The 20429-nt window shown below is 66.9% G+C and carries 17 protein-coding genes and 2 pseudogenes; 12 read left to right on the top strand and 7 right to left on the bottom strand.

What is annotated here, in order from left to right; genetic code table 11:
* The first annotated feature begins 304 nt into the window (after positions 1-304).
* The 4 genes from HMPREF0063_RS06730 (at position 305) to HMPREF0063_RS16555 (ending at position 2956) form a co-directional block, all read left to right on the top strand.
* Positions 305-595, top strand: a complete 291-nt coding sequence (locus tag HMPREF0063_RS06730) for a transposase (protein ID WP_040320621.1) — start codon at positions 305-307, stop codon at positions 593-595.
* A 2-nt stretch (positions 596-597) separates the two neighbouring features.
* Positions 598-1485 carry an IS3 family transposase gene (locus tag HMPREF0063_RS06725; RefSeq protein ID WP_245527746.1) on the top strand — a complete coding sequence of 296 codons (888 nt, stop codon included), beginning with the start codon at positions 598-600 and terminating at the stop codon, positions 1483-1485.
* A 95-nt stretch (positions 1486-1580) separates the two neighbouring features.
* Positions 1581-2726: an IS110 family RNA-guided transposase gene (locus tag HMPREF0063_RS06720; protein ID WP_040320152.1), complete on the top strand. Its 1146-nt coding sequence runs from the start codon at positions 1581-1583 to the stop codon at positions 2724-2726.
* Between the two features lie 5 nt (positions 2727-2731).
* Positions 2732-2956, top strand: a complete 225-nt coding sequence (locus HMPREF0063_RS16555; protein WP_007077903.1) for an integrase core domain-containing protein — start codon at positions 2732-2734, stop codon at positions 2954-2956.
* A gap of 430 nt (positions 2957-3386) precedes the next feature.
* Here HMPREF0063_RS16555 and HMPREF0063_RS06705 read toward each other — a convergent pair.
* Together HMPREF0063_RS06705 and HMPREF0063_RS06700 are read right to left on the bottom strand one after the other, a co-directional pair.
* Positions 3387-4567 (bottom strand): annotated as a pseudogene (locus HMPREF0063_RS06705) (IS256 family transposase).
* Between the two features lie 157 nt (positions 4568-4724).
* Positions 4725-5837, bottom strand: a complete 1113-nt coding sequence (locus HMPREF0063_RS06700; protein ID WP_245527745.1) for a helix-turn-helix domain-containing protein — start codon at positions 5835-5837, stop codon at positions 4725-4727.
* A gap of 11 nt (positions 5838-5848) precedes the next feature.
* Here HMPREF0063_RS06700 and HMPREF0063_RS06695 point away from each other — a divergent pair, with 11 nt between their 5' ends.
* The 4 genes and pseudogenes from HMPREF0063_RS06695 (at position 5849) to HMPREF0063_RS06680 (ending at position 10504) form a co-directional block, all read left to right on the top strand.
* Complete coding sequence (locus tag HMPREF0063_RS06695; RefSeq protein ID WP_007077899.1) at positions 5849-6169, top strand: 2Fe-2S iron-sulfur cluster-binding protein; 321 nt, start codon at positions 5849-5851, stop codon at positions 6167-6169.
* A 22-nt stretch (positions 6170-6191) separates the two neighbouring features.
* A pseudogene (locus tag HMPREF0063_RS06690) lies at positions 6192-7577 on the top strand (cytochrome P450); the annotation flags it as partial.
* Positions 7578-7588: 11 nt separating this feature from the next.
* Positions 7589-8791, top strand: coding sequence for an NAD(P)/FAD-dependent oxidoreductase (locus HMPREF0063_RS06685; RefSeq protein ID WP_007077897.1), 1203 nt, complete (start codon positions 7589-7591; stop codon positions 8789-8791).
* A gap of 84 nt (positions 8792-8875) precedes the next feature.
* Entirely contained in the window at positions 8876-10504 is a 1629-nt protein-coding gene (locus tag HMPREF0063_RS06680) for a long-chain fatty acid--CoA ligase (RefSeq protein WP_007077896.1), read from the top strand.
* 527 nt (positions 10505-11031) lie between these two features.
* On the opposite strand, the gene HMPREF0063_RS06675 is transcribed toward HMPREF0063_RS06680, so the two are convergent.
* Complete coding sequence (locus HMPREF0063_RS06675) at positions 11032-12228, bottom strand: PucR family transcriptional regulator (RefSeq protein ID WP_040320150.1); 1197 nt, start codon at positions 12226-12228, stop codon at positions 11032-11034.
* A gap of 347 nt (positions 12229-12575) precedes the next feature.
* Here HMPREF0063_RS06675 and HMPREF0063_RS06670 point away from each other — a divergent pair, with 347 nt between their 5' ends.
* From HMPREF0063_RS06670 to HMPREF0063_RS06660, 3 genes are read left to right on the top strand one after another with little or no spacing between them, the layout of a single operon-like run.
* Positions 12576-13016 carry an ABC transporter permease gene (locus HMPREF0063_RS06670; RefSeq protein ID WP_245527743.1) on the top strand — a complete coding sequence of 147 codons (441 nt, stop codon included), beginning with the start codon at positions 12576-12578 and terminating at the stop codon, positions 13014-13016.
* Positions 13013-14521, top strand: a complete 1509-nt coding sequence (locus tag HMPREF0063_RS06665) for an aldehyde dehydrogenase family protein (protein WP_007077892.1) — start codon at positions 13013-13015, stop codon at positions 14519-14521. The genes HMPREF0063_RS06670 and HMPREF0063_RS06665 overlap by 4 nt, the downstream gene beginning before the upstream one ends.
* A gap of 14 nt (positions 14522-14535) precedes the next feature.
* Positions 14536-15363, top strand: a complete 828-nt coding sequence (locus HMPREF0063_RS06660) for an SDR family oxidoreductase (RefSeq protein ID WP_040320149.1) — start codon at positions 14536-14538, stop codon at positions 15361-15363.
* Between the two features lie 105 nt (positions 15364-15468).
* Here HMPREF0063_RS06660 and HMPREF0063_RS06655 read toward each other — a convergent pair whose 3' ends face one another.
* The 3 genes from HMPREF0063_RS06655 to HMPREF0063_RS06645 form a co-directional block, all read right to left on the bottom strand.
* Positions 15469-17163 carry an FAD-dependent oxidoreductase gene (locus HMPREF0063_RS06655; protein ID WP_007077890.1) on the bottom strand — a complete coding sequence of 565 codons (1695 nt, stop codon included), beginning with the start codon at positions 17161-17163 and terminating at the stop codon, positions 15469-15471.
* Between the two features lie 91 nt (positions 17164-17254).
* A complete protein-coding gene (locus HMPREF0063_RS06650; RefSeq protein ID WP_040320148.1) occupies positions 17255-17446 on the bottom strand; it encodes a WS/DGAT domain-containing protein in 192 nt (63 codons plus the stop codon).
* A 376-nt stretch (positions 17447-17822) separates the two neighbouring features.
* A complete protein-coding gene (locus tag HMPREF0063_RS06645) occupies positions 17823-18968 on the bottom strand; it encodes an acyl-CoA dehydrogenase family protein (protein WP_007077888.1) in 1146 nt (381 codons plus the stop codon).
* A gap of 157 nt (positions 18969-19125) precedes the next feature.
* Here HMPREF0063_RS06645 and HMPREF0063_RS06640 point away from each other — a divergent pair, with 157 nt between their 5' ends.
* Entirely contained in the window at positions 19126-19782 is a 657-nt protein-coding gene (locus HMPREF0063_RS06640) for a TetR/AcrR family transcriptional regulator (RefSeq protein WP_245527742.1), read from the top strand.
* A gap of 1 nt (position 19783) precedes the next feature.
* Here the strand turns inward: HMPREF0063_RS06640 and HMPREF0063_RS06635 are convergent, their stop codons facing one another.
* Positions 19784-20353 (bottom strand): PaaI family thioesterase, encoded by a 570-nt coding sequence (locus HMPREF0063_RS06635; RefSeq protein WP_007077886.1) that lies wholly within the window; start codon positions 20351-20353, stop codon positions 19784-19786.
* Between the last annotated feature and the right edge of the window lie 76 nt (positions 20354-20429).

Below are 20429 nucleotides of genomic sequence, written 5' to 3'. Positions count from 1 at the left end.
GCAGGCCACCACGCTCAAGTTCGAAGAGCCCGGATGAGGACACTGCGGATCCGCTTGCGCATGTCTGCCGAAACACCTGAGCTGTCCAATGCAGCCTGAATGATCACCGGCCGGACGTGGCGTAGTTGATAGGCGCCCAGTGGGTGTTCGGTCTTGTCGCGATCCAGAACCCAACGTACGTGGGAGCGGTAGTACACGAGCGTCTCCGAGCTGGGCCCACCTTCCGTCAGCTCCATCTTGTCGAACCAGAGGTCGAGTTGAGGTTCCCCCCCGGACCGTAGAGGCATCCACAATGAGGATCGAGATGCCAGAGAAGCGGAAGAAGTACGACCGGGAGTTCCGTGAGGGAGCGGTCCGGATCGTCGAAGAGACCGGGAAGCCGATCGCGCAGGTCGCACGTGACCTGGGCGTGGTCGAGGGCACGTTGGGCAACTGGGTCAAGCAGGCCCGGGAGTCGCGTGATGGCTCGTCGAGCCTGTCCAAGGAGGATTACGCCGAGCTCCAGCGGCTGCGTGGCGAGGTCGCGGAGCTTCGGATCGAGCGTGATGTCCTCAAGCGATCCGTGGTCCTGTGGGTGAAGGAGGCGACGAAGTGAGCGTGGCACGCTTCATCGCCGACCAGAGGACGCTGTACCGGGTGCCGCACACCGTGACCTGCCTGCTGCTCGGGGTCAGCCTTGCGTGGTTCTACAAGTGGCGCGACCGGGCGCTGGGGCCGGCCGCCGCGAGTGGCTTGTTCACCATCATGGACCGGCGCCGCGACACCATCGACCGCGCCGTGCGGGTGATGTTCACGCGTAAGCGCGGCCTGCACGGCTCCCCGAGGTTGCACGCTGATCTGCGTGATGACGGGTGGGAGGTCAGCGAGAAGACGGTCGCGGACTCGATGCGTCGCCAGGGGCTCGTGGCGCGGCGGATCAAGCGTAGGAACGGGCTTACGCGCCAGGACAAGACCGCCCCGAAGTTCCCCGACCTGATCAAGCGGGACTTCACCGCTGACCGGGCCAACGCCCGGTGGGTGGGCGACATGACGGAGATCCCCACCGCGGGTGGGAAGCTCTATCTGGCGACCGTGATCGACCTGTACTCCCGTCGTCTGCTCGGCGCCGCCACCGGCCTGCATCCCGACGCCGAGCTCGCGTGCGCGACGATCAAGATGGCCGTCGCTGCCCGTGGTGGCGTGGATGCGGTCAACGGCTCGAAGTGGCGCGAGGACGAGTCCCAGCGGGTCATCTTTCACACGGACAGGGGCTCGACCTACACGGCGAACTCGTTCACCCGGTTGTGCCGCCAGCTCGGGGTCCGGCAGTCGATGGGCCGGGTCGGTTCGTGTTTCGACTGCGAGCATCGTGACTGCGCCATCACCTGGGGTCTGACCCTTGCTTACGACCGGCCCTGCGGGTGCCCTCGCGTTGACGTGTCGGCCCCGGGTGGTGGCGTTCACCAGGCTGCTGGCCGGGTGGGCAGTGACCTGATAGGAGCCTGACTCGACCAGGGCCTCATCGCAGTCCTGTCCGCCCACTCCGGCCAGCTGAGCCATGGACAGCCCGCCCGGAAATGCGAGAGAGGATCCACAGCCCGATGCCCAGCATGCAGCTTCGCCGTGACGATGTCATCGTCGGCGTCGACACCCATAAGGACAATCACGTTGCGGTCGCGATCGATGGCCTCGGCGGCCGACTCGGCGACATCATCGTGCCCACGACGATCGCCGGGTTCGAGGAGTTGCTGGCATTCTGCTTGGCCTTCGTTGGGTCCGCCGGTCGCCTGATCGGGTTCGGCATCGAGGGCACCGGTTCCTACGGCGTCGGTCTGGCCCGCTATCTGCGCAACCAGGGCCACGATGTCCACGAGATCGCCCGACCGGCGCGGGCCGCAGAACGTCGACTCGCGGGCAAGAACGACACCATCGACGCCGAGCACGCCGCACGGCAACTGCTGGCCGGGCACGGCTTGTCGACACCCAAGACGGCCGACGGCGCGGTCGAGACCATCAGACTGGTCAAGATCGCCTACGACGGCGCCGTTCAGGCGCGCACCACAGCAATGATCACGCTCAAGGCGACTCTTGCGACCGGAAGCGAAGCGCTGCGTGCGGAGCTGGAGAAACTCACCGATCACAAGCTCGTCACCGCCTGCGCGGCGTTGGAGGGCCCGACCCCTCTGCCGCCCGTCCGGCGCGGAGCACCAGCCGTCGTCGTGCCGACCGACCCCGACGCGGCGATGCGCCACGTGCTGGCGTCTATGGCCCAGCGCTGGCTGGCACTGCACGAGGAGGCCAAGGCTCACGCCGCCTCACTGAAGGCGCTCACCGCGGCCGCCGCGCCCCAACTCGTCGAGGCCGTCGGCGTCGGCTACGACACCGCGGCGCAGATGCTGATCACCGCCGGCGACAACGCCAACCGCATCAAGTCCGAGGCTGCGTTCGCCAAGATGTGCGGCGCTTGCCCGATCCCGGCCGGATCAGGGAAGACCAACAGCCGGCATCGCCTGTATCGCGGCGGGAACCGCCAGGCCAACGCCGCGCTCTACCGAGTCATCATCGTGCGCATGCGATGGCACCAGCCGACTATCGACTACGTGGCCCGTCGCACCGCCGAGGGACTGTCGAAGCGGGAGATCATCCGTTGCCTCAAGCGCTACCTCGCTCGCGAACTCTTCCGACTCCTGCCGGCACCGGACACGGCCGCCAATCCAATCGGCGAGGAGATCGAAATGGCTGCCTGATCGACTTGACGATCTATAGGAGCATCAACGCCGCAGCGGAGGCGTTCTTCTCGAGCTTGGAGTGGGAGGTCCTCTCACGCCACGAGTTCGAGAACACCCGCCAGGCCCAGGCCGTCGTCCTGGACTGGTGCTACGGGTTCTACAACCACGAGCGCCGGCACAGCGCTGCGGGCATGATGAGCCCCGTCAGCTACGAGAACACCGCGGCCCCCAACCGGGAAGCCGCATAGAGAAGCCCTCCACGATTCGGGGGGAACCACATCACGACCAATACCGAACGCTCGTCGACGTCGAGGTAAAGACGGTCGCCCGCGCCAGGTACAGAGTCGACAGCACCTGAGAGAAGTCCTTGCCAGCCGCTCCCTCACGGACCGGGCGCCGGCCGTCAGGGTCTGCTGCCACGCATGAGTGGCAACTGAGGTGCGCGGATCCGATGGAAGGGCGCCATGTAGGTACGGTCAACTCCCCGGAAGTGGTGTAAGCGCTGATCTCTCGAGTGGGGTTGGTTAGAAGGGCTGCCCGTCGGGGTTGAGGATGACGGGCTGGGGCTCGGGCCTCTTCGCTGTCGGGGTCGTAGAAGTCGCCGGGCCAGGGCGCAGGTTGCCGTGTTCGTCCCGCCAGCCGGGGATGCCGCCGGCGACGAGGATGGCGATGTCGTGCTCATGCTGCGGGATCCAGTTCGGGCAGCTCGGCGCCGCCTTGGGCGCTTGCACGGGCGCGGGCGAGGACGTCGAGGCGGAGGTAGCGGCGGCCTTCGCCGATTCGTCGTGCTGCTCAGCGAGCACGGCGCCAACCAGCTCGGACCACCGAGTCGCGGTCAGATCTGATCGAACAATCCCAACGAGCGGCTCAACCGCGAGATCCGCAGGCGCCAGATCTCCTTGGGGGAGTCGGTGCACGCGAGCACGTCGGCACGGGCGCATCGAGGTGGTCGGCCACATCGGCAGCTTGTCGACCAGGCCGTCGAGGACCCGGTCGCACTGGGCGTGCACGGCTTCGGCGTCGGGCTGGTCTTAGACGCCGTGCAGTGGCGCCTTGACCCAGCCCAGTTGGCTTTCGGGTAGGTGGCCGTCAGGTTCGCGGCGTAGTGGGTGTGACAGCGCTGCCAGGCTGCGCCGGGCAGGTTCGCGCGATCGCCTCGACCAAGCCAGCACGGGCATCAGAGGTGACCAGCAGCACCCTGTCCGGCCCAAAGGTCAGCCGCGGGCGACCAGGTCGGCGAAGAACCCATTCCACGTGGCGTGAGTCTCCGAGGTGGCGACCTTGATGCCGAGGATCTTACGGTGCCTGTCGGCGTTGACCCCGGTCGCCACCAGCACGACGGCGTTGACCACGCGTCCGTTCTCGGTGACCTTAATCGTCAACGCGTCCGCGTCCAGGAACGTGAGCGGCCCTGATTCGGTCAGCGGGCGGGTGCGGAACGCCGTGACCTGCTCGTCGAGGTCGGCGGCCATCCGGGAGACCTGCAATTTCGACAGGCTGGCGATGCCGAGCGCTGCACCAGCTTGTCTATCCGACGGGCGGAGACCCCGAGCAGTTAGCAGGTTGCGACCACGCTGATCAGCGCCGCCTCTACCCGCTTGCGACGCTCGAGCAGCCACTCGGAGAAGTTGATCCCTGGCGGAGTTTGGGGATCGCGACGTCGATGGTGCCGCCCGGGTGTCCCGGTGCCGGTAGCTGTTGCGGGAGCTAACCCGCTCCGGCGAGCTGGTGCCGTACTCGGCGACACAGACCGCGTCGGCTTCGGCTGACAGGAACGCGTTGATCACCGTGGTGAGCAGGTCCCACATCAGATCCGGCGACGCGACCGACGGACCGTTGTCGAGCAGCTGGCAGGGCAGAGAGTTTGACTAGCGGTCATCGTGATGGGTCCTCTCCAGAGGTTGTGGAAGGTTCACTCGACGAATCAGGCAGTGGCCGCGTCTACGTCCCGGCGACATGCGTGGCAACGATCACGTGGACCGCGTTAAGCAACTATCAGGGACCTCAACTGCATCCTCACCCCGGTCCGCGTCGGCCCACGTTGCGGAACTCGCTTGGCGACTGCCCGGTCCAGCGCCTGAAGGCGTTGGAGAAGTTCGCCAGGTCGCTGTAGCCGAGATCAACCGCGATCTGACTGATCGTCAGGGAGTGGTCGAGCAGGCGGACGATGGCCCTCTCGCGTAGCAGGGATTGTCGAACCTCGCGGAAGGTCGTGCCCTCGTCGTCAAGTCTTCTTTTCATGGTGCTGGTGGAGAGACCGAGGAGTGCCGCAATGTCCTGGCTGCTGCTGCGTCCGGGATCCTCCTCGAGCAGTCGCCTCACGCTTTCCGTGACGCTGGTGGCGCTCGTGTTCCGCTCGAGCGTGCGGCGCAGCTCGGCGATGGCCAGGCGGTAGGCGACTGGGTCTGGGAATCGGCAGCGGGCCTGAAGGGTCTCGGCGGGCACGTCGATGAAGGATGCGTGTGCGTCGAAGGCCAGGCGTCCGGTCAGGAGGTCTGCGGGGTTCTCCGGAAACCGGGGGGCCTTCCAGGCCAGATGCAGCGTGACGCTCGGCAGCGGGCCGGCCAGCATGTCGAGCAGCCGAAGCAACGCCGCGCCACCGTAGGTAATGACCAGGCAGTCGAGATCGGGATCCCCGGTGTGGCCGCTAAGGCCCACCGTCAGGCTGCGTTGGCCCTGGTGGAAGTGGGGGCGAAGGGCGCCGGAGATGACGGGCAGGTACCCGAGCAGCTCGAAGACCTCGGTCACGGATCCAGCACTGACCAGGGGAAGGCTTAACGGGCCGAACGAGGTCAACTGGGCCCTCTCGGCGAATGCGAGCCCGAGCTGGGTGGCGCCTTCAGGGTCGAGGTCGGGGTAGACCTCTCGGAACCACCGGATCGGCACCTGTCGGTCGTGCCGGACCAGCTCCAACTCGGAGGTGCCCTGGTGGTCGATGATCCGCCGAAAGTGGGCCACGGCGCCGGGCTCGAGGGCGTCGCTGTTCAAGAGCTGGACGAACGCCAGCGGAGGAACCCCGGGCTCGTGAGCCTTCACGCTGCCTCCTGAGCCGAAATCACAACATATTGACGCGGGTGACCATAGCCCCAGCATCACCAGAGCGCAAACACTTGGCTCACGTTCGAGCAAGGAGTTGTTTCATGTCAGTTGTCACCTTCATCTCCCACGAAGGGGAGAAGCACGAGGCACCCCTCGAGGAGGGTGCGTCCCTCATGCAGATCGCCGTCGACAACATGGTGCCCGGGGTAGACGGTGACTGTGGCGGGGAGGCCGCGTGTGGCACGTGCCACGTGATCGTCGATGACCAGTGGGTCGCCGAAGTCGGCCGTTCGGGTCCGGTCGAGGAGGAGATGCTCGCCATGAACCCCGAGCGCGAGCCGAGCTCCCGGCTGTCGTGCCAGATGCGGCTGAGCGAGAACTTGGACGGCCTCGTCGTCCGACTCCCCGAGTTCCAGATGTGACTGTCGAGAGGAAGACCGCACCATGACGACCCTGACTACCGTGACCGACGCCGTGACTGAGCGAGCTCAGTCCATTGTCCCGATGGCGATCCAGATCCGCGGGGCGCACCTGTATGACAAGGCCCGTCGCTTCGTGACACGGACCAATGGACAGAAGATCTTCGTCGAGGAGCCCATCCCCCCCGTGGAAGACATCGCCCTCGCCGACATCGACCTGAGCAACCCATTCCTGTACCGACAGGGCAAGTGGCAGTCGTACTTCGAGCGGGTGCGCAACGAGGCCCCCGTGCACTTTCAGGCCAAGAGCCCTTTCGGTCCTTTCTGGTCGGTCACCCGACACGCCGACATCATCGCAGTCGACAAGGACCATGAGACCTTCTCCGCGGAGCCCTTCATCATCATCGGCGAGCCCCCGCGATTCATGGATGTCGCCATGTTCATCGCGATGGACCCGCCCAAGCACGACCGCCAGCGCGCTGCCGTCCAGGGCGTCGTAGCTCCCAAGAATCTGCGGGAGATGGAGGGGCTGATCCGCTCGCGCGTCCAGGAGGTGCTGGACGATCTCCCGATCGGTGAGCCCTTCAACTGGGTCGACCGTGTCTCGATCGAGCTCACCGCGCGCATGTTGGCAACCTTGCTCGACTTCCCCTACGAGCAGCGCCGCAAGCTCGTCGAATGGTCAGACTTGGCCAGCTCTATGGAGCAGGCCAACGGCGGTCCCTCGGACAACGATGAGGTGTTCCGCGGATTTGTCGACGCAACGCAAGGGCTGAGTGCCCTGTGGCGCGACAAGGAGGCGCGGCTCGCGGCCGGCGAGGAGCCGGGCTTCGACCTGATCACGATGCTGCAGAGCAACGAGGACACCAAGGACCTGATCGATCGTCCGATGGAGTTCCTGGGCAACCTCGTCCTGCTCATCGTCGGCGGCAACGACACCACGCGGAACTCCATGAGCGGCGGTGTCCTCGCACTGAACCGGTTCCCCGACCAGTTCGAGAAGCTCAAGGCCAACCCCGACCTCATCCCGAACATGGTCTCGGAGATCATCCGCTGGCAAACACCCTTGGCCTACATGCGCCGCGTGGCCAAGAAGGACACGATGCTCAACGGACAGTTCATCCGCAAGGGCGACAAGCTCGTCATGTGGTACGCCTCGGGCAACCGCGACGAGCGCGTGTTCGACCGGCCGGACGACCTGATCATCGACCGCAGCAACGCTCGCAACCACATCTCCTTCGGCTTCGGTGTCCACCGGTGCATGGGCAACCGACTGGCGGAGATGCAGCTGCGGATCCTGTGGGAGGAACTGCTGCCGCGCTTCGAGAAGATCGAGGTCGTCGACGAACCGGAGTACGTCCAGTCCAACTTCGTGCGCGGCATCAGCAGGCTGATGGTCCAGCTGACGCCCAAGACCGACGCGTGACCGAGGGGAGGGCCCTGGTCGTCGGTGCCAGCCATGCCGGTGTCCAGGTGGCGGCCGGACTCCGGCAGGAGGGCTGGGCAGGAGAGATCGTCGTGGTGGGTGACGAGCCGGCGCTACCCTACCAACGTCCTCCTCTCTCCAAGGCCTACCTCGCTGGCAAGAGCAGCCTGGACGAGCTTGCCATCCGCAAGGCGGAGTTCTACGACAAGCACAACATCCGCCTCGTGCAGTCGACGGTCACCCAGGTCGATCGTGCGGCGCGACAATTGGTGCTGAGCGACGGTCAGACGATGGCGTACGAAGGTCTGGCCCTGTGCACGGGAGGCCGGGCGCGCAGCCTGTCCGTGCCCGGCATCGATCTACCGGGCATCTTCTACCTGCGGACCTTCGCGGACGTCGCGTCGATCCGGGCTTCCGCGGCCCCAGGGCGCCACGCCGTGATCGTCGGCGGCGGGTACATCGGCTTGGAGACAGCCGCATCCCTGCGGGCACTCGGTCTGGAGGTGACGGTCCTGGAGGCCGCCGAACGCGTGCTCGAGCGGGTCACGGCACCCGAGGTCTCGTCGTTCTACGAGCGCGTCCACCGCAACGCCGGTGTCGTTATCCGGACGGGCGCCCTCGTCGAGGCCATGGCAGGCGACAACCACATCCGAGAGGTGGTCCTGGCCGGCGGAGAGCGGATCCCAGCCGACCTCGTCATCGTCGGTGTGGGCCTGGTCCCCAACACCGAGTTGGCCGCCGAGGCGGGCCTGCAGGTCGAGGACGGGATCGTGATCGACGACCTGGCTCGCACCAGCGACCCTCGAATCGTCGCCGCCGGTGACTGCGCCAGCCACCGCATGGCTCGTTACGACCGACTCGTCAGGCTGGAGTCCGTGCCCAGTGCCGGGGCGCAGGCCAAGACGGCAGCCGCGACACTGTGCGGCAAGGAGCGCCCAATCGCAGCGCTGCCCTGGTTCTGGTCCGACCAGTACGACCTCAAGCTGCAGATAGCCGGCTTGAACACCGGCTACGACGACCTCGTTCTGAGCGGCGACCCCACCCGTGATCGCGACTTCACCTGCTACTACCTCCAACAGGGCCGGCTCCTGGCCGCGGACTGCGTGAACCGACCGCGGGACTTCATGAAGGCCAAGCAGGTGATCAGTCAGGGGCTCGACGTCGACCGGGACCAGCTCAAGGCCCTCGTCGCACCCTGACGTCCCGTCTGTCGGCCCACCCGACGCGCCCCCCTGCCGACGCGTCCCAGGCTGCGAATCGCACCACTACCCGAAGGAACCTCGATGCAGAGCACCATGATGAACATCCCCCTCACGACCGCCGCGATCCTGCGGCACGGTTCGCGCGTGCACGCTAGGGCACGCGTCCGTACGCTCCAGCCGGACGGCTCGGTCAAGGTCGGCACGTTCGCGGACGTGGGTCGCCGGTCGGCGCAGCTGGCTCACGCCCTGCGCGCCTGTGGTGTGACGGGCGACGAGCGGGTCGCGACCCTCATGTGGAACAACCAGGAGCATGTCGAGGCCTACTGCGCCGTGCCCTCGATGGGCGCGGTCCTGCACACTCTCAATCCTCGCCTGGCCCCCGAGCAGCTGGTCTACATCGCCAACCATGCCGACGACCGGGTGGTGCTCGTAGACGGCACCCTGGCCCCCCTCCTGGCGGCGATCCTGCCCCAACTCGCCCAAGTGCGCACCGTGGTGGTGACGGGCGGCGTCGACCTCGCGCCGCTGCAGCGTGACGGCCTCACCGTGGTGGACTACGAGGACTTCATCGCCAGCCAGCCGGAGACATTCGACTGGCCGGAGGTCGACGAGCTCTCCGCCGCCGCGATGTGCTACACCTCCGGCACGACCGGCAACCCGAAGGGCGTCGCCTACAGCCACCGGTCGACATTCCTCCACTCGATGGCGGCGTGCGCCGCCGACGGGCTGAGCGTCGGCGCTGATGATGCGATCTTGGCCATCGTCCCGATGTTCCACGCCAACGCCTGGGGACTGGTCTACGCAGCTCTGATGGCCGGAGCCGACCTGGTCATGCCCGACCGGTTTCTCCAGGCAGAGCCGTTGGTCCGCCTTATCTCCAGTGAGTGCCCCACGGTCGCCGGTGCCGTGCCGACGATCTGGAGCGACGTGCTCAACTACCTCGAGGCCAACCCCGGGCACGACATCTCCTCGTTGGGGCTGGTGGCATGCGGAGGCTCGGCTGTGCCGCTGCACCTGATGCAGGTCTTCCAGGCGAAGTACGGCGTGCAGATCGTCCAGGCCTGGGGGATGACGGAAACCTCGCCACTGGCAGCCATCGCACGGCCTCCGGCGTCGGTGAGCGGTGACGAGCACTGGGCGCTGCGGGCCTCGCAGGGCCGGCCGGTCGCCGGGGTCGAGCTGCGCCTGGTCGACGACGAGGACAACGAGGTGCCGCACGACGGCGAGTCGGTCGGTGAGATCCAGGTGCGTGGCCCGTGGATCACCGGAGCGTACGTCGGCGATGAGGACACGGAGAAGTTCGACGACGGGTGGTTGCGGACGGGAGACGTCGGTCGCATTGACGATCGCAGCTTCGTCACCCTGACCGACCGCGCGAAGGACGTCATCAAGTCGGGCGGCGAGTGGATCTCCTCGGTGGAGCTCGAGTTGCTGCTCGCAGGTCACCCCGACGTGCTGGAGGCGACGGTCATCGGCGTGCCGGACGAGAAGTGGCAGGAGCGCCCTCTCGCCGTGATCGTGGTGCGCGAGGGCACCAAGGTGGCCCCCTCGCAGCTGCGGGCCTTCCTGGAGGGCAAGGTGGCCAAGTGGTGGCTGCCCGAGCGTTGGTGCTTCGTGTCCGAGGTGCCCAAGACATCGGTTGGCAAGTTCGACAAGAAGGTGCTCCGTGCCCAGCACGCAGCCGGCGTCCTCACGGTCGTCGAGGTCTGAACTCATTGATGGAGGTGAGGCGCAGACGGGAGCAGGTCGCTTGTCTGCGCCCCGGGGCCCATCGGTCACTGGCGCGACGAGACGAACATGCTGGGGATGCGTCCTGGCGGATGCTGTCGACGCCCTTCGCGAGCTGATCGGATCACAGGATTGCGGTCCACGATCAGCTGCTTGGGGTGCTGCAGCACAAATCCGCCGTTGCGACCGGGCTGTTCGGTCGGCTTGACACCGGGGGCAGGGCCCCGCCCGCGTCGACAAGCCACAAGACGCACCACGCGTGGACACCTGGGCAAGGCGACAACTACGACGGGGGCCGCGCTCACAGCTGCTGTCACCCCCAGGCAGCAAGGGTCCCGGCCCAACGCTGGACCAGGATCCTGTGGCGCTGCTGGCACGACCAGGAGCCCAACAACCCCGACCCATACGGCCGGCTCAACGTCCCCCTGCCGGAGGCCGCGCGACATAGGGTTATGAGCGCGTGTCCTACTCCGCCGGGCCTGACACTGGCCCGCGTGACGTTGCCCAGGTCAATGTGCCAACTGCCCGTCGTGACTCAGTTCCAGGTGACGCAGGGCGAGCGCCACCTCGCTGCTCCTAGGTGCGAGATCCCGGCCCAGGAGGCTCGTCGCCTTCTGGAGACGGTAGCGGATGGTGTTGCGGTGTACTGACAGCTCTGTTGCCGTCCGATCGACGCTGCCGCCCAGAGCCAGATACCTCGCAACGGTCTGCCGGAGGCTGGCCTCGTGGTCCGAGGGGCCGCCCAGGCCGCCCAGTGTGCGCCGCACGAAGTCGTCCACCTCCTGGTTGCACCCGAGGAGAACGAGTGCCTCGTGATCGGCGTAGAGGAAGACACCCCGCTTGTCGGGTTGCACAACGTCCAGGGTGCGCCGTGCCTGGTGGTGCGAGGATGCGAAACCAGCCAGTCCAGGTCTGCTCGGCCCGACAACGACGCGCAGATCTCCGGCGCGACTGTTGGAGAGCGCAAGTTCCGCGTTGGGGGCTAGCAGTCGACTCGTCGAAGCCCACATCCACGCCTGGCGTCCGCCCGGACGCACCACGAGCGGCGCGCGCAGCCCGGCGACTGCCGCCAGCTGTCGGCACGATTCCTCGAGCGACTCGACAGAGTCCTGCTCCTTGCCAGCGGCCAAGACAAACGCGGTGTGGTAGCCGCTCATGGGGTATCCGCCAAGCTCCGAGGAGACCCACCGGCTGTCCAGTGCCTCACCGTCCAGCACCCGGGAGACCGTCTCCATCCAGCGAGCGTTCCGCCCGATCTCAATGCGACGGCGTGCCTCGTGGTACACCCGGCTGGTTTCGTTGACCGAACGATCGATCCACTCGGACGCTCGCTCCCACAGGAAGATGAGCAGATCCGTGCGCTCGGATCGCGCGTCGTCGATCTCGGCGATCAGCTCTGTGGTGTAACTCCACGTGCTCTGCTGTGCGATGCGGTACATCCGGTTGAGGGTGTCGAGCGGGAGCGACGTCTGGGCAGATCCGCGAGCGATGTGCACGGCGGCAGGGACGAGGGTGAAGGCAATCCGCGGCTGGGTCAGTTGACCGAGGAAGCAGATCCAGTGCTCGCGGATCGCCTCTTCGATCTCGTCGGGGAGGCCGGGGCGGGACGCCAGCTCTGGGATCTCCTCGAGGATCTTCTGGGCGGTGCGCTCCACCCAGGCGTCCACCTGGCTGGCGTTCGACTCGTCGAGGACGAACCGGGTCACCCATTCCTCGACCCACGGCAGCGGATGTGTTGGCATCGGGCTCCTCGACTGGAGTGGACGGTCCACCGACCGCCTCGGTTGTGCAAATCTACAAGAATGAGTCGCGTTTTCGGCGCCTTTGACGAGAGGAGTGCCGCGCCAAGCCTATGTAATCGTGGTCACATCTCGACGAGCCGAAAGGGTGAGCGCATGGACACGCGGGTCGGCACTGCCGCGACAGGAGCGTTGCCCAGGGTTGTTCGAGTGATGCAGGTCGAGATGGCGCGTCGTCCAGGGGGTCCGCCTCAGCGGTGCTACGGCAGGGCCACCCCGTGGTCGGCCAAGGTCACCTTGGGCCGCGTCGCCCAGTGGTGACGACGACTCCCTCCCCGGACGCTGTCCGGTGGCAGGGACCATCCGGCTTGACGCCAGGCTCGCGGAAGATCGCCAAGGAGGCCATGGGGTCGAGCATCTTCGTCCGAACCCTAAGTACGTTCGGGGACTTCTACACGTTCTCGGGCAACGTCTTCAGGCAGATGTTCACCCGCCGGTTCCAGTTCCGCGAGTTCGTGTCGCAGGCTTGGTTCATCACGACCGTGTCCTTTGGGCCGGCTCTCCTCGTTGCGATTCCCTTCTGCGTTGTCATCATCTTCCAGGTCAACCAGCTCCTCATCCAGATCGGTGCCGTCGACCTCGCGGGAGCGGGCGCGGCCGTGGCGGTGGTCCGCGAGATCGGACCCATCGTGAGCGTCCTGGTGGTGGCCGGCGCCGGTCCGGGCACCGTCACCGAACTCGAGGAAGTGTCATGAACGCCCCGTCCGCACCCACCCTGGAGATCCGTCGTCCCGCCGACGGCGAAGCACTCCGTTCGGTCCCGATCGTCGACCGCGACCGCGTGTGCGCCGCCGCCGAGGACCTGCGCGCGGCACAGGTCGCGTGGCGGGACATGGGTCCTGCTGTGCGAGCCCACTGGCTACGCAAGTGGCGGGGCTGGATCCTCGACCACACCGATGAGCTCACTGACCTGCTTGTCGCAGAGACCGGCAAGGTCCGCCCTGATGCGTTGGTGGAGACAACCGGCTCGTGCGAGTTCATCTCTTTCTACGCCGACCATGCGAAGGAGTTTCTCTCCCCCGAACGAGTGGGGGCAGGAGGGCTGCTCAGCCTTTCCAAGCGGCTGACCCGCAGCTACCGGCCCTACCCATTGGTCGGACTGATCATCCCGTGGAACTTTCCGATCACCCTCTTCCTGATGGACGCAGCGCCTGCGCTCGCAGCGGGGTGTGCGGTGCTGACGAAGTCGTCCGAGATGACCCCACTGACCTGTGCGCGCGTCATTGAGGGGTGGCACGAGATCGGCGCCCCGCCGGTCCTCCGGCACGTCGCCGGGGCGGGGGAGACCGGAGAAGCGGTGGTCGAGGCTGTCGACTTCGTCCAGTTCACGGGTTCGACGGCGACGGGTCGTCGGGTGGCCACGCGCTGTGCTCAGCTGCTCAAGCCGGTCAGCCTGGAGCTGGGAGGAAAGGACGCTGCCATCGTGCTCGAGGACGCCGACCTGGATCGGGCCGTGCACGGGATCGTCTGGGGCGGCATCTTCAACTCCGGTCAGGTCTGCATCTCGGTCGAGCGGGTCTACGTGGTGGACGCGGTCTATGACCGGTTCGTGGAGAAGATGGTCGCGGCCGTCGGAGCGCTGAAGCAGGGCTCTCGAGTCCGCGACGACGTCGGCGCCATGGTGACCCGGACGCAGGTGGACACGGTCGAGCGGCATGTGCGGGAGGCCCAGGAGTCCGGTGCGCGCGTGCTGGTCGGCGGGGCGCGGGGCGACGATGGCAACTTCTTCGCGCCCACGCTGCTGGTCGACGTCGACCACAGCATGGCCTGCATGACCGAGGAGACGTTCGGGCCCACGCTGCCGGTCATGCGGGTGGCTGACGAGGCCGAGGCGGTGGTCCTGGCGAACGATTCCGAGTACGGGCTCTCGGCCACCGTGTGGACACGTGACGTCGCCCGCGGTCGCCGTATCGCCGGCCAGCTCGAGGTCGGCGCAGTCAACATCAACGACGTCTTCAGCAACCTCTTCGCTGTGGAGCTACCCCACAGCGGCTGGAAGTCCTCGGGCCTGGGAGCACGCCTCGGCGGCGCGCAGGGTCTGCGCAAGTACTGCCGGGTCCAGGCCATCACCGAGCCGAGGTTCCCGCTGACCACTAAGGAACTCACCTGGTACCCGTACTCCGCACGGCGTACGGCAATCGCCGCCCGAGTGCTGCGCCTGGCCGCCGGCCGTGGCCTGCGCCAGCGACTCGGGCTTTGAAAGGAACAGCAGCCATGACGACAACGAACGCGCGACGAGTGGTCGCCATCACCGGGGGTGCCCGGGGAATCGGCTACCACACCGCAGAAGAGCTCATCCGGCGCGGACACCGGGTGGCTATCGGCGACATCGACGAGCGCCAGCTCAAGGTGGCCGCCGAGGAGCTGGGCCTCGACGTCGCGGTGCGTCTTGATGTGACCGACCCGGCGTCCATCGAATCGTTCCTCGACGTGACCGAGGAGGCGCTGGGGTCCGTCGACGTCTTCATCAACAACGCGGGCGTCATGCCGACGGGGCACGTGCACGAGGAGGCCGACGAGGTCACCCGTCGGCAGGTGGAGATCAACGTGCTGGGAGTCATCTTCGGTACCAAGATCGCCCTGCAGCGGATGCTGCCCCGGCGCCACGGCCACATCATCAATACTGCCTCATTGGCCGGGGAGCTCCCGGTCCCGGGGCTCGCGACCTACTGTGGCACCAAGTTCGCAGTCATCGGGTTCACAGAGGCCGCCCGGCAGGAGTACCGCAGGTCGGGCATCACGCTGTCCACGGTGCGTCCGACCTTCACCAACACTGAGCTGGTCTCGGGGACGAGCGGGGCGAAGGGCATGCGCAACGCGGAGCCGCAGGAGATCGCGCGCGCTACCGCCGACCTCATCGAACGCCCGCGACCTTTCGTGCGAGTCACACGTGTCGCGGGGACGATGGTGGCAGCGATGAAGTTCGTTCCCGACCGGGTCGCAACCCAGCTCGGGGCGATGCTCGGGACCGACACCGTCTTCCTCGACCGCGTAGATGCCGCGGCGCGTCAGGCCTACGTGGAGCGGGTCGGTCGCAGCTGATGCGACCGGCGTAATCTCGCGCCACGGAGCCATCCGGGACGACCGCGAGCGGCGTGAGCCGCTCGCGGTCGTGTTCGTATGCTGCCCTGGGCTCACGCCGGGTGCTCACGCTCGGTGCTGGTCGCGCTCGGCGACGGACGCTTCTGGGTGGGTGAAGGCCGGCCGCTCCGGCTCGATGGCGGAGAGCTGCTGGTAGTCGGCGCCCAGCGGGGGACGTTGGTCCGACTGGCCCTTGTTGGGCCACAAGGAGGCGGCCCGCTCGGCCTGCGCGGTGATCGTCAGCGAGGGGTTGACGCCCAGGTTCGCCGAGATGCTGGAGCCGTCGACGACGAAGATCCCGTCGTGGCCGTAGAGACGGTGGTAGGGGTCGATGACCCCTGTTTCCGGGGAGTCTCCGATCGCGCATCCGCCGATGAAGTGAGCGGTCATGGGGATGTTGGCGATCTCCCCTGTGGATCCGCCGGCGACGCCGTTGATCTTCTCGGCGACGCGACGGGTGGCCTCGTTGCCGACGGGGATCCAGGTGGGGTTGGGTGCCCCGTGGCCGGGTCCCGAAGTGATCGTGTGGCGACCGAGGCGGGTCTTCCTCGACCGCACCGTGATGGAGTTGTCCAGCGTCTGCATCACCAGCAGGATCACCGTCCGCTCGGACCACCGTCGCGGACTGAACCACGTCAGGTGCGAGGGCTGGGTCGCGATCGTCCGCAGCCAGCGCCACCACCGAGGGCCGCGGCCGTCCCCATCGGTGAGGGCGGTCTGGAGCAGGGACATGGCGTTGCTGCCCTTGCCGTAGCGCACCGGCTCGATGTGGGTGAACTCGTCGGGGTGGATCGAGGACGTGATGGCCACCCCACGCGTGAAGTCGCTGGATCGATCGCGGGACTTCGCTCCGAGGATCGACTCGGAATTGGTGCGGGTCAGCGTGCCCAGCCGGTCGGAGACGTGAGGCAGCGAGCCAGTGGCCTTGAGCCGGTGGAGCAGCTTTTGGGTGTTGTAGGTACCCGCCGCAAAGACGACGTGGTCGGCCGTGAGAGATTGCCGGTTGCGGCGTCGGCGCAAGGATCTGCCGGTGCGGACGGCGTCGACAACGTACCCGCTTCCCTTGTGCGGGCGCACGTCGACCACGGTGGTCAAGGGACGGATATCGGCCCCGAGCTTCTCCGCGAAGTACAAGTAGTTCTTGTCCAGGGTGTTCTTCGCCCCGACCCGGCACCCGGTCATGCACGACCCGCACTGGGTGCAGCCGGTACGGCGCGGCCCCGACCCGCCGAAGAACGGGTCTGGCACCTCCTTGCCGGGCTCGCCGAAGAAGACGCCGACGGGGGTCAGCGTGAAGGTGTGCTCCACTCCCATGTCGCGCGCGACCTCGCGTAGCACCTCGTCCGAAGGGGTCACGTGCGGGTTCTGTGTGACACCCAGCATCTGCCGTGCCGTCTGGTAGTGCGGGTCCAGCTCGGCATGCCAGTCGGTGATATGCGCCCACTGTCGATCGTTGAAGAACGGGGCAGGGGGTTGATAGAGGGTGTTCGCATAGTTGAGCGACCCGCCGCCGACCCCGGCGCCCGCCAAGATGACGACGTCGCGCAGCAGGTGGATACGCTGAATGCCGAAGCAACCGAGCCGTGGCGCCCAGACGAACCGACGGGCGTCCCAGGAGGAGGCGGGCAGGTCGTCGGTGTCGTAGCGTTTGCCCGCCTCGAGCACCCCCACCCGGTACCCCTTCTCCGCCAAACGCATGGCGGTCACCGAGCCACCGAAGCCGGAGCCGATGATCAGCACGTCGTAGTGGGTCGAGGTCATAGGATGTGGATCCTTCCGTGCGGGGTTCGACGTGAGCGGCGCAGCGGACCGGCAGTTCGGTCGATCTGACGGGTCTGGGTGCAGGCGGCGGTCAGCAGATTTCGGCGTACGAGAGCAGGGCGTCGTTGAGGACGGCGGCGCCGAGCTGCGGCGATGCCGGGTTCATCGTCTCGAGACGGCTGCCGAGGAAGAAGGAGTCCTCGGTCGGGTCGGGGACGTCGCTGACGATGAGCTTGTAGCTGAAGGGACCGGGGAGCAGAGCGCCGACGGATGGGAGACCCACCGGGTCAGCATTGAATCTAGGAGCAGTGAGGCGTAACCGACGGCCGCGAGCTGACCAACTGTGCAGCGTCATCCCGGTGTGACTGTCGACAAGGGCGCAGGGCATCTTGATGAACATGGCGAAACCGCCGTCATCGAGCCGCGCGATGCGGTGCATCTTGGTCTCGGGCTTTCAGCGGCGAGGAACACGCGGTAGACCAGGTCGACTCGCTGGCTCATGTCACTCCTGTCAGACGATGCCTGTCGAGGGTGTCATGTCGGTGGAATGGACGTCTTGTGCTGTGCGCACAGCGCGGAGGATCCCGGCAGGGCTCGGCGCACAACACCCGGCCCGCCGGTTTCCCGCTCCGGCGGTGCTGCCGGAGCGGGTCCGGTGCTCACAGGGACCGGCTGATGATCTCCTTCATGATCTCGGAGCTGCCGGCGTAGATCTGCGAGACGCGCATGTCCGCCCAGACGCGGGCGATGGGGTACTCGTTCATGTACCCGTAGCCGCCGTGCAGCTGGAGGCAGGTGTCGGCGACGCGCTGCGCTCGTTCGGAGCACCACAGTTTCACCATGGCGGCGGTGGGGATGTCCAAACCCTCGCCGACGTGGAGCTGGATGCACTCGTCCACGAAGGACCGTGCCACGCGAGCCTCTGTTGCGACCTCTGCCATCTTGAACTTGGTGTTCTGGAACCCCCAGATCGGCCGTCCGAAGGCTGTTCGGTCGCGCACGTAGGCCAGTGTCTCGGCCAGGCAGAACTCCATGGCCGCGACGTTCGAGACCGCGACGAGCAGCCGCTCCTGGGGCAGTTGCTGCATGAGCTGCACGAAGCCTTGGCCCTCGGTGAGGCCCAGCAAGTTGGTGACCGGGACACGGACGTTGTCGAAGAAGAGTTCCGAGGTGTCCTGCCCCTTCATCCCGATCTTGTCGAGCACCCGACCGCGGGAGAAGCCCTCCGCGCTGGTGGGGACCAGCATCAGCGAAATGCCGGCGGCGCGGTCGTCCGGATCGGTCTTGACCACGGTGAGCACCAGGTCGGCCTGCGAGCCGTTGGTGATGAAGGTCTTTGAGCCGCTGACGACGTACTCGTCGCCCTCGCGCGCCGCCTTGGTCTTGATGTTCTGCAGGTCCGAGCCTGTCCCGGGCTCGGTCATCGCGATCGCGCCGACGACCTCGCCGGACGCCATCTTGGGTAGCCAGTGCTGCTTCTGCTCCTCCGTGCCGTATGCGAGCAGGTAGTGGGCGACGATTCCGTTGTGCAGGGACGCTCCCCACGAGCTGTCGCCGACCCGTGCCTGCTCCTCGATCAAGATGGCCTCGTGGGCGAAGGTGCCACCGCCGCCGCCGTACTCCTCGGGGATCGACAGGCAGAGCAGGCCGACGTCACCAGCGCGGTTCCACAGTTGCCTATCGACGTGCTTGTCGGCGATGAACGTCTCGATGTGCGGCTTGATCTCCTTCTCACAGAATGTGCGCGCAAGGTCACGGACGTAGTCGAGGTCGTCGTCCATCCAGGGGGAGCGGCGTGTGGTCACGGGGAGCCTCCAGCGAGTTGGGTACAGGGTGTACCCATTGGACCATAATGTAGCCACTGGGTACAGGGTGTCCCATGGCACGCCGCCCGACATGGTCAGGGTCCGCCTTCGGCGCCCCCGGCGTAGGCTGCGGTCTGTGGTCGAGATAGGGCGATGGGTGGATTCGACGGTGCGGCGCCGGACTGCCCGCGACGATGAGGTCCGCGACCGCCGGCGGCGTCACGTGGCCAGCGCTGCTCTGCAGGTCGTCGATGAGACGGGCGCGGACGCGGGAACGGCGCAGATCGCCGAGCGGGCTGGGATTCCGAGGCCGCACGTCTACCGCTACTTCGCCAGCCGCGAGGACCTCGATAACGAGGTGGTCCGCCTCGCGGCGCAGGACCTCATCCAGCGGGTCCGCCCGCACCTCGCTCGTCGGGGAACGCCCGCACAGGTCGTCGAGGGGCTGGTGCGCGCCTGCGCGACCTGGGCCGATGCCCACCCCCATCTCTACCGCTTCTTGGCGGCTCGGGGGCAGAGCCGCACCCTGCACCGCGCTCGGATGGGTCGTTCGCGTCTGCTGGACGAGATTGCCTTAGCGGCACGGGGCTACACCAATTCGGGGGACGAGTCATTCCCTGAGGGCATCCTCGTTGGTGTGATGGGGATGGTCGACGCCACGGTCATCTGGTGGCTCGACCAGCGCGACGAGACCCTGGACGTGATGGTGCGGCGTCTATCCCGCCACGTCACCCTGGTGCTCCAGGACGCCCTGGCTTCCCACGGCATCCAGCTCGACCCGACGGTCGAGCTGGAGCCCTTCATTGGCGAGTGAGTCAGGAGCGCTTCGCGGGAATGCCCTGTTCGAAGTGCTCGACGTCAACGATGACGAACGTCGCGTGCGCCGACGCGACCTGCCGGCCGCCTTCATCCGATGCCGCAGCGTCGACGTGGAGTCGCCGCCCCGCCTGGTCCCGGACTCGCGCAGTGAACTCGTATCGCACCCCCAGCAGCACGGGACGGAGGTACTCCACGGTCAGCGACCTCGTCACAGCGAGCTCGCCGACACGGTAGAGGAGGAACCCGAAAAGGTCGTCGAAGGCGGCGGCGACCAGACCGCCGTGGGTGATCCCTGGTGCTCCCTCCTGGCGATGGTCGAAGCGATGCACGGCCCTCACGCCGTACTCGGTGGCATCGACCTCCAGTGCGAGGCCGGCTGGGTTCTCCTTTCCGCATCCCGCGCAGGTGGGGGAGTGCGAGGGTAGGCGGCCCATCGCCGTCGGCGTGGGCCGCGACATGGACTGAATCCACGCATCCAGCGTCGACGCCGTGCCCCCGTCGAGACCCATCTCACCGCCCGCGGCGGAGGGCTCGGTGTCGTAGTCGCTTATCACGGCATCGCTCATCGGGGGCTCCTCACGCTCCAGGACCACAGTCGCATGAAGACATTTTCGCATGTTTGTCCTCAGGGCAGACAATCGG

Origin of the sequence: Aeromicrobium marinum DSM 15272, from assembly GCF_000160775.2 — a bacterium.
Classification (GTDB): Bacteria; Actinomycetota; Actinomycetes; order Propionibacteriales; family Nocardioidaceae; genus Aeromicrobium; species Aeromicrobium marinum.
The sequence above is the reverse complement of the archived record's forward strand: the minus strand, read 5'-3'. Positions and strand labels throughout refer to the sequence as shown.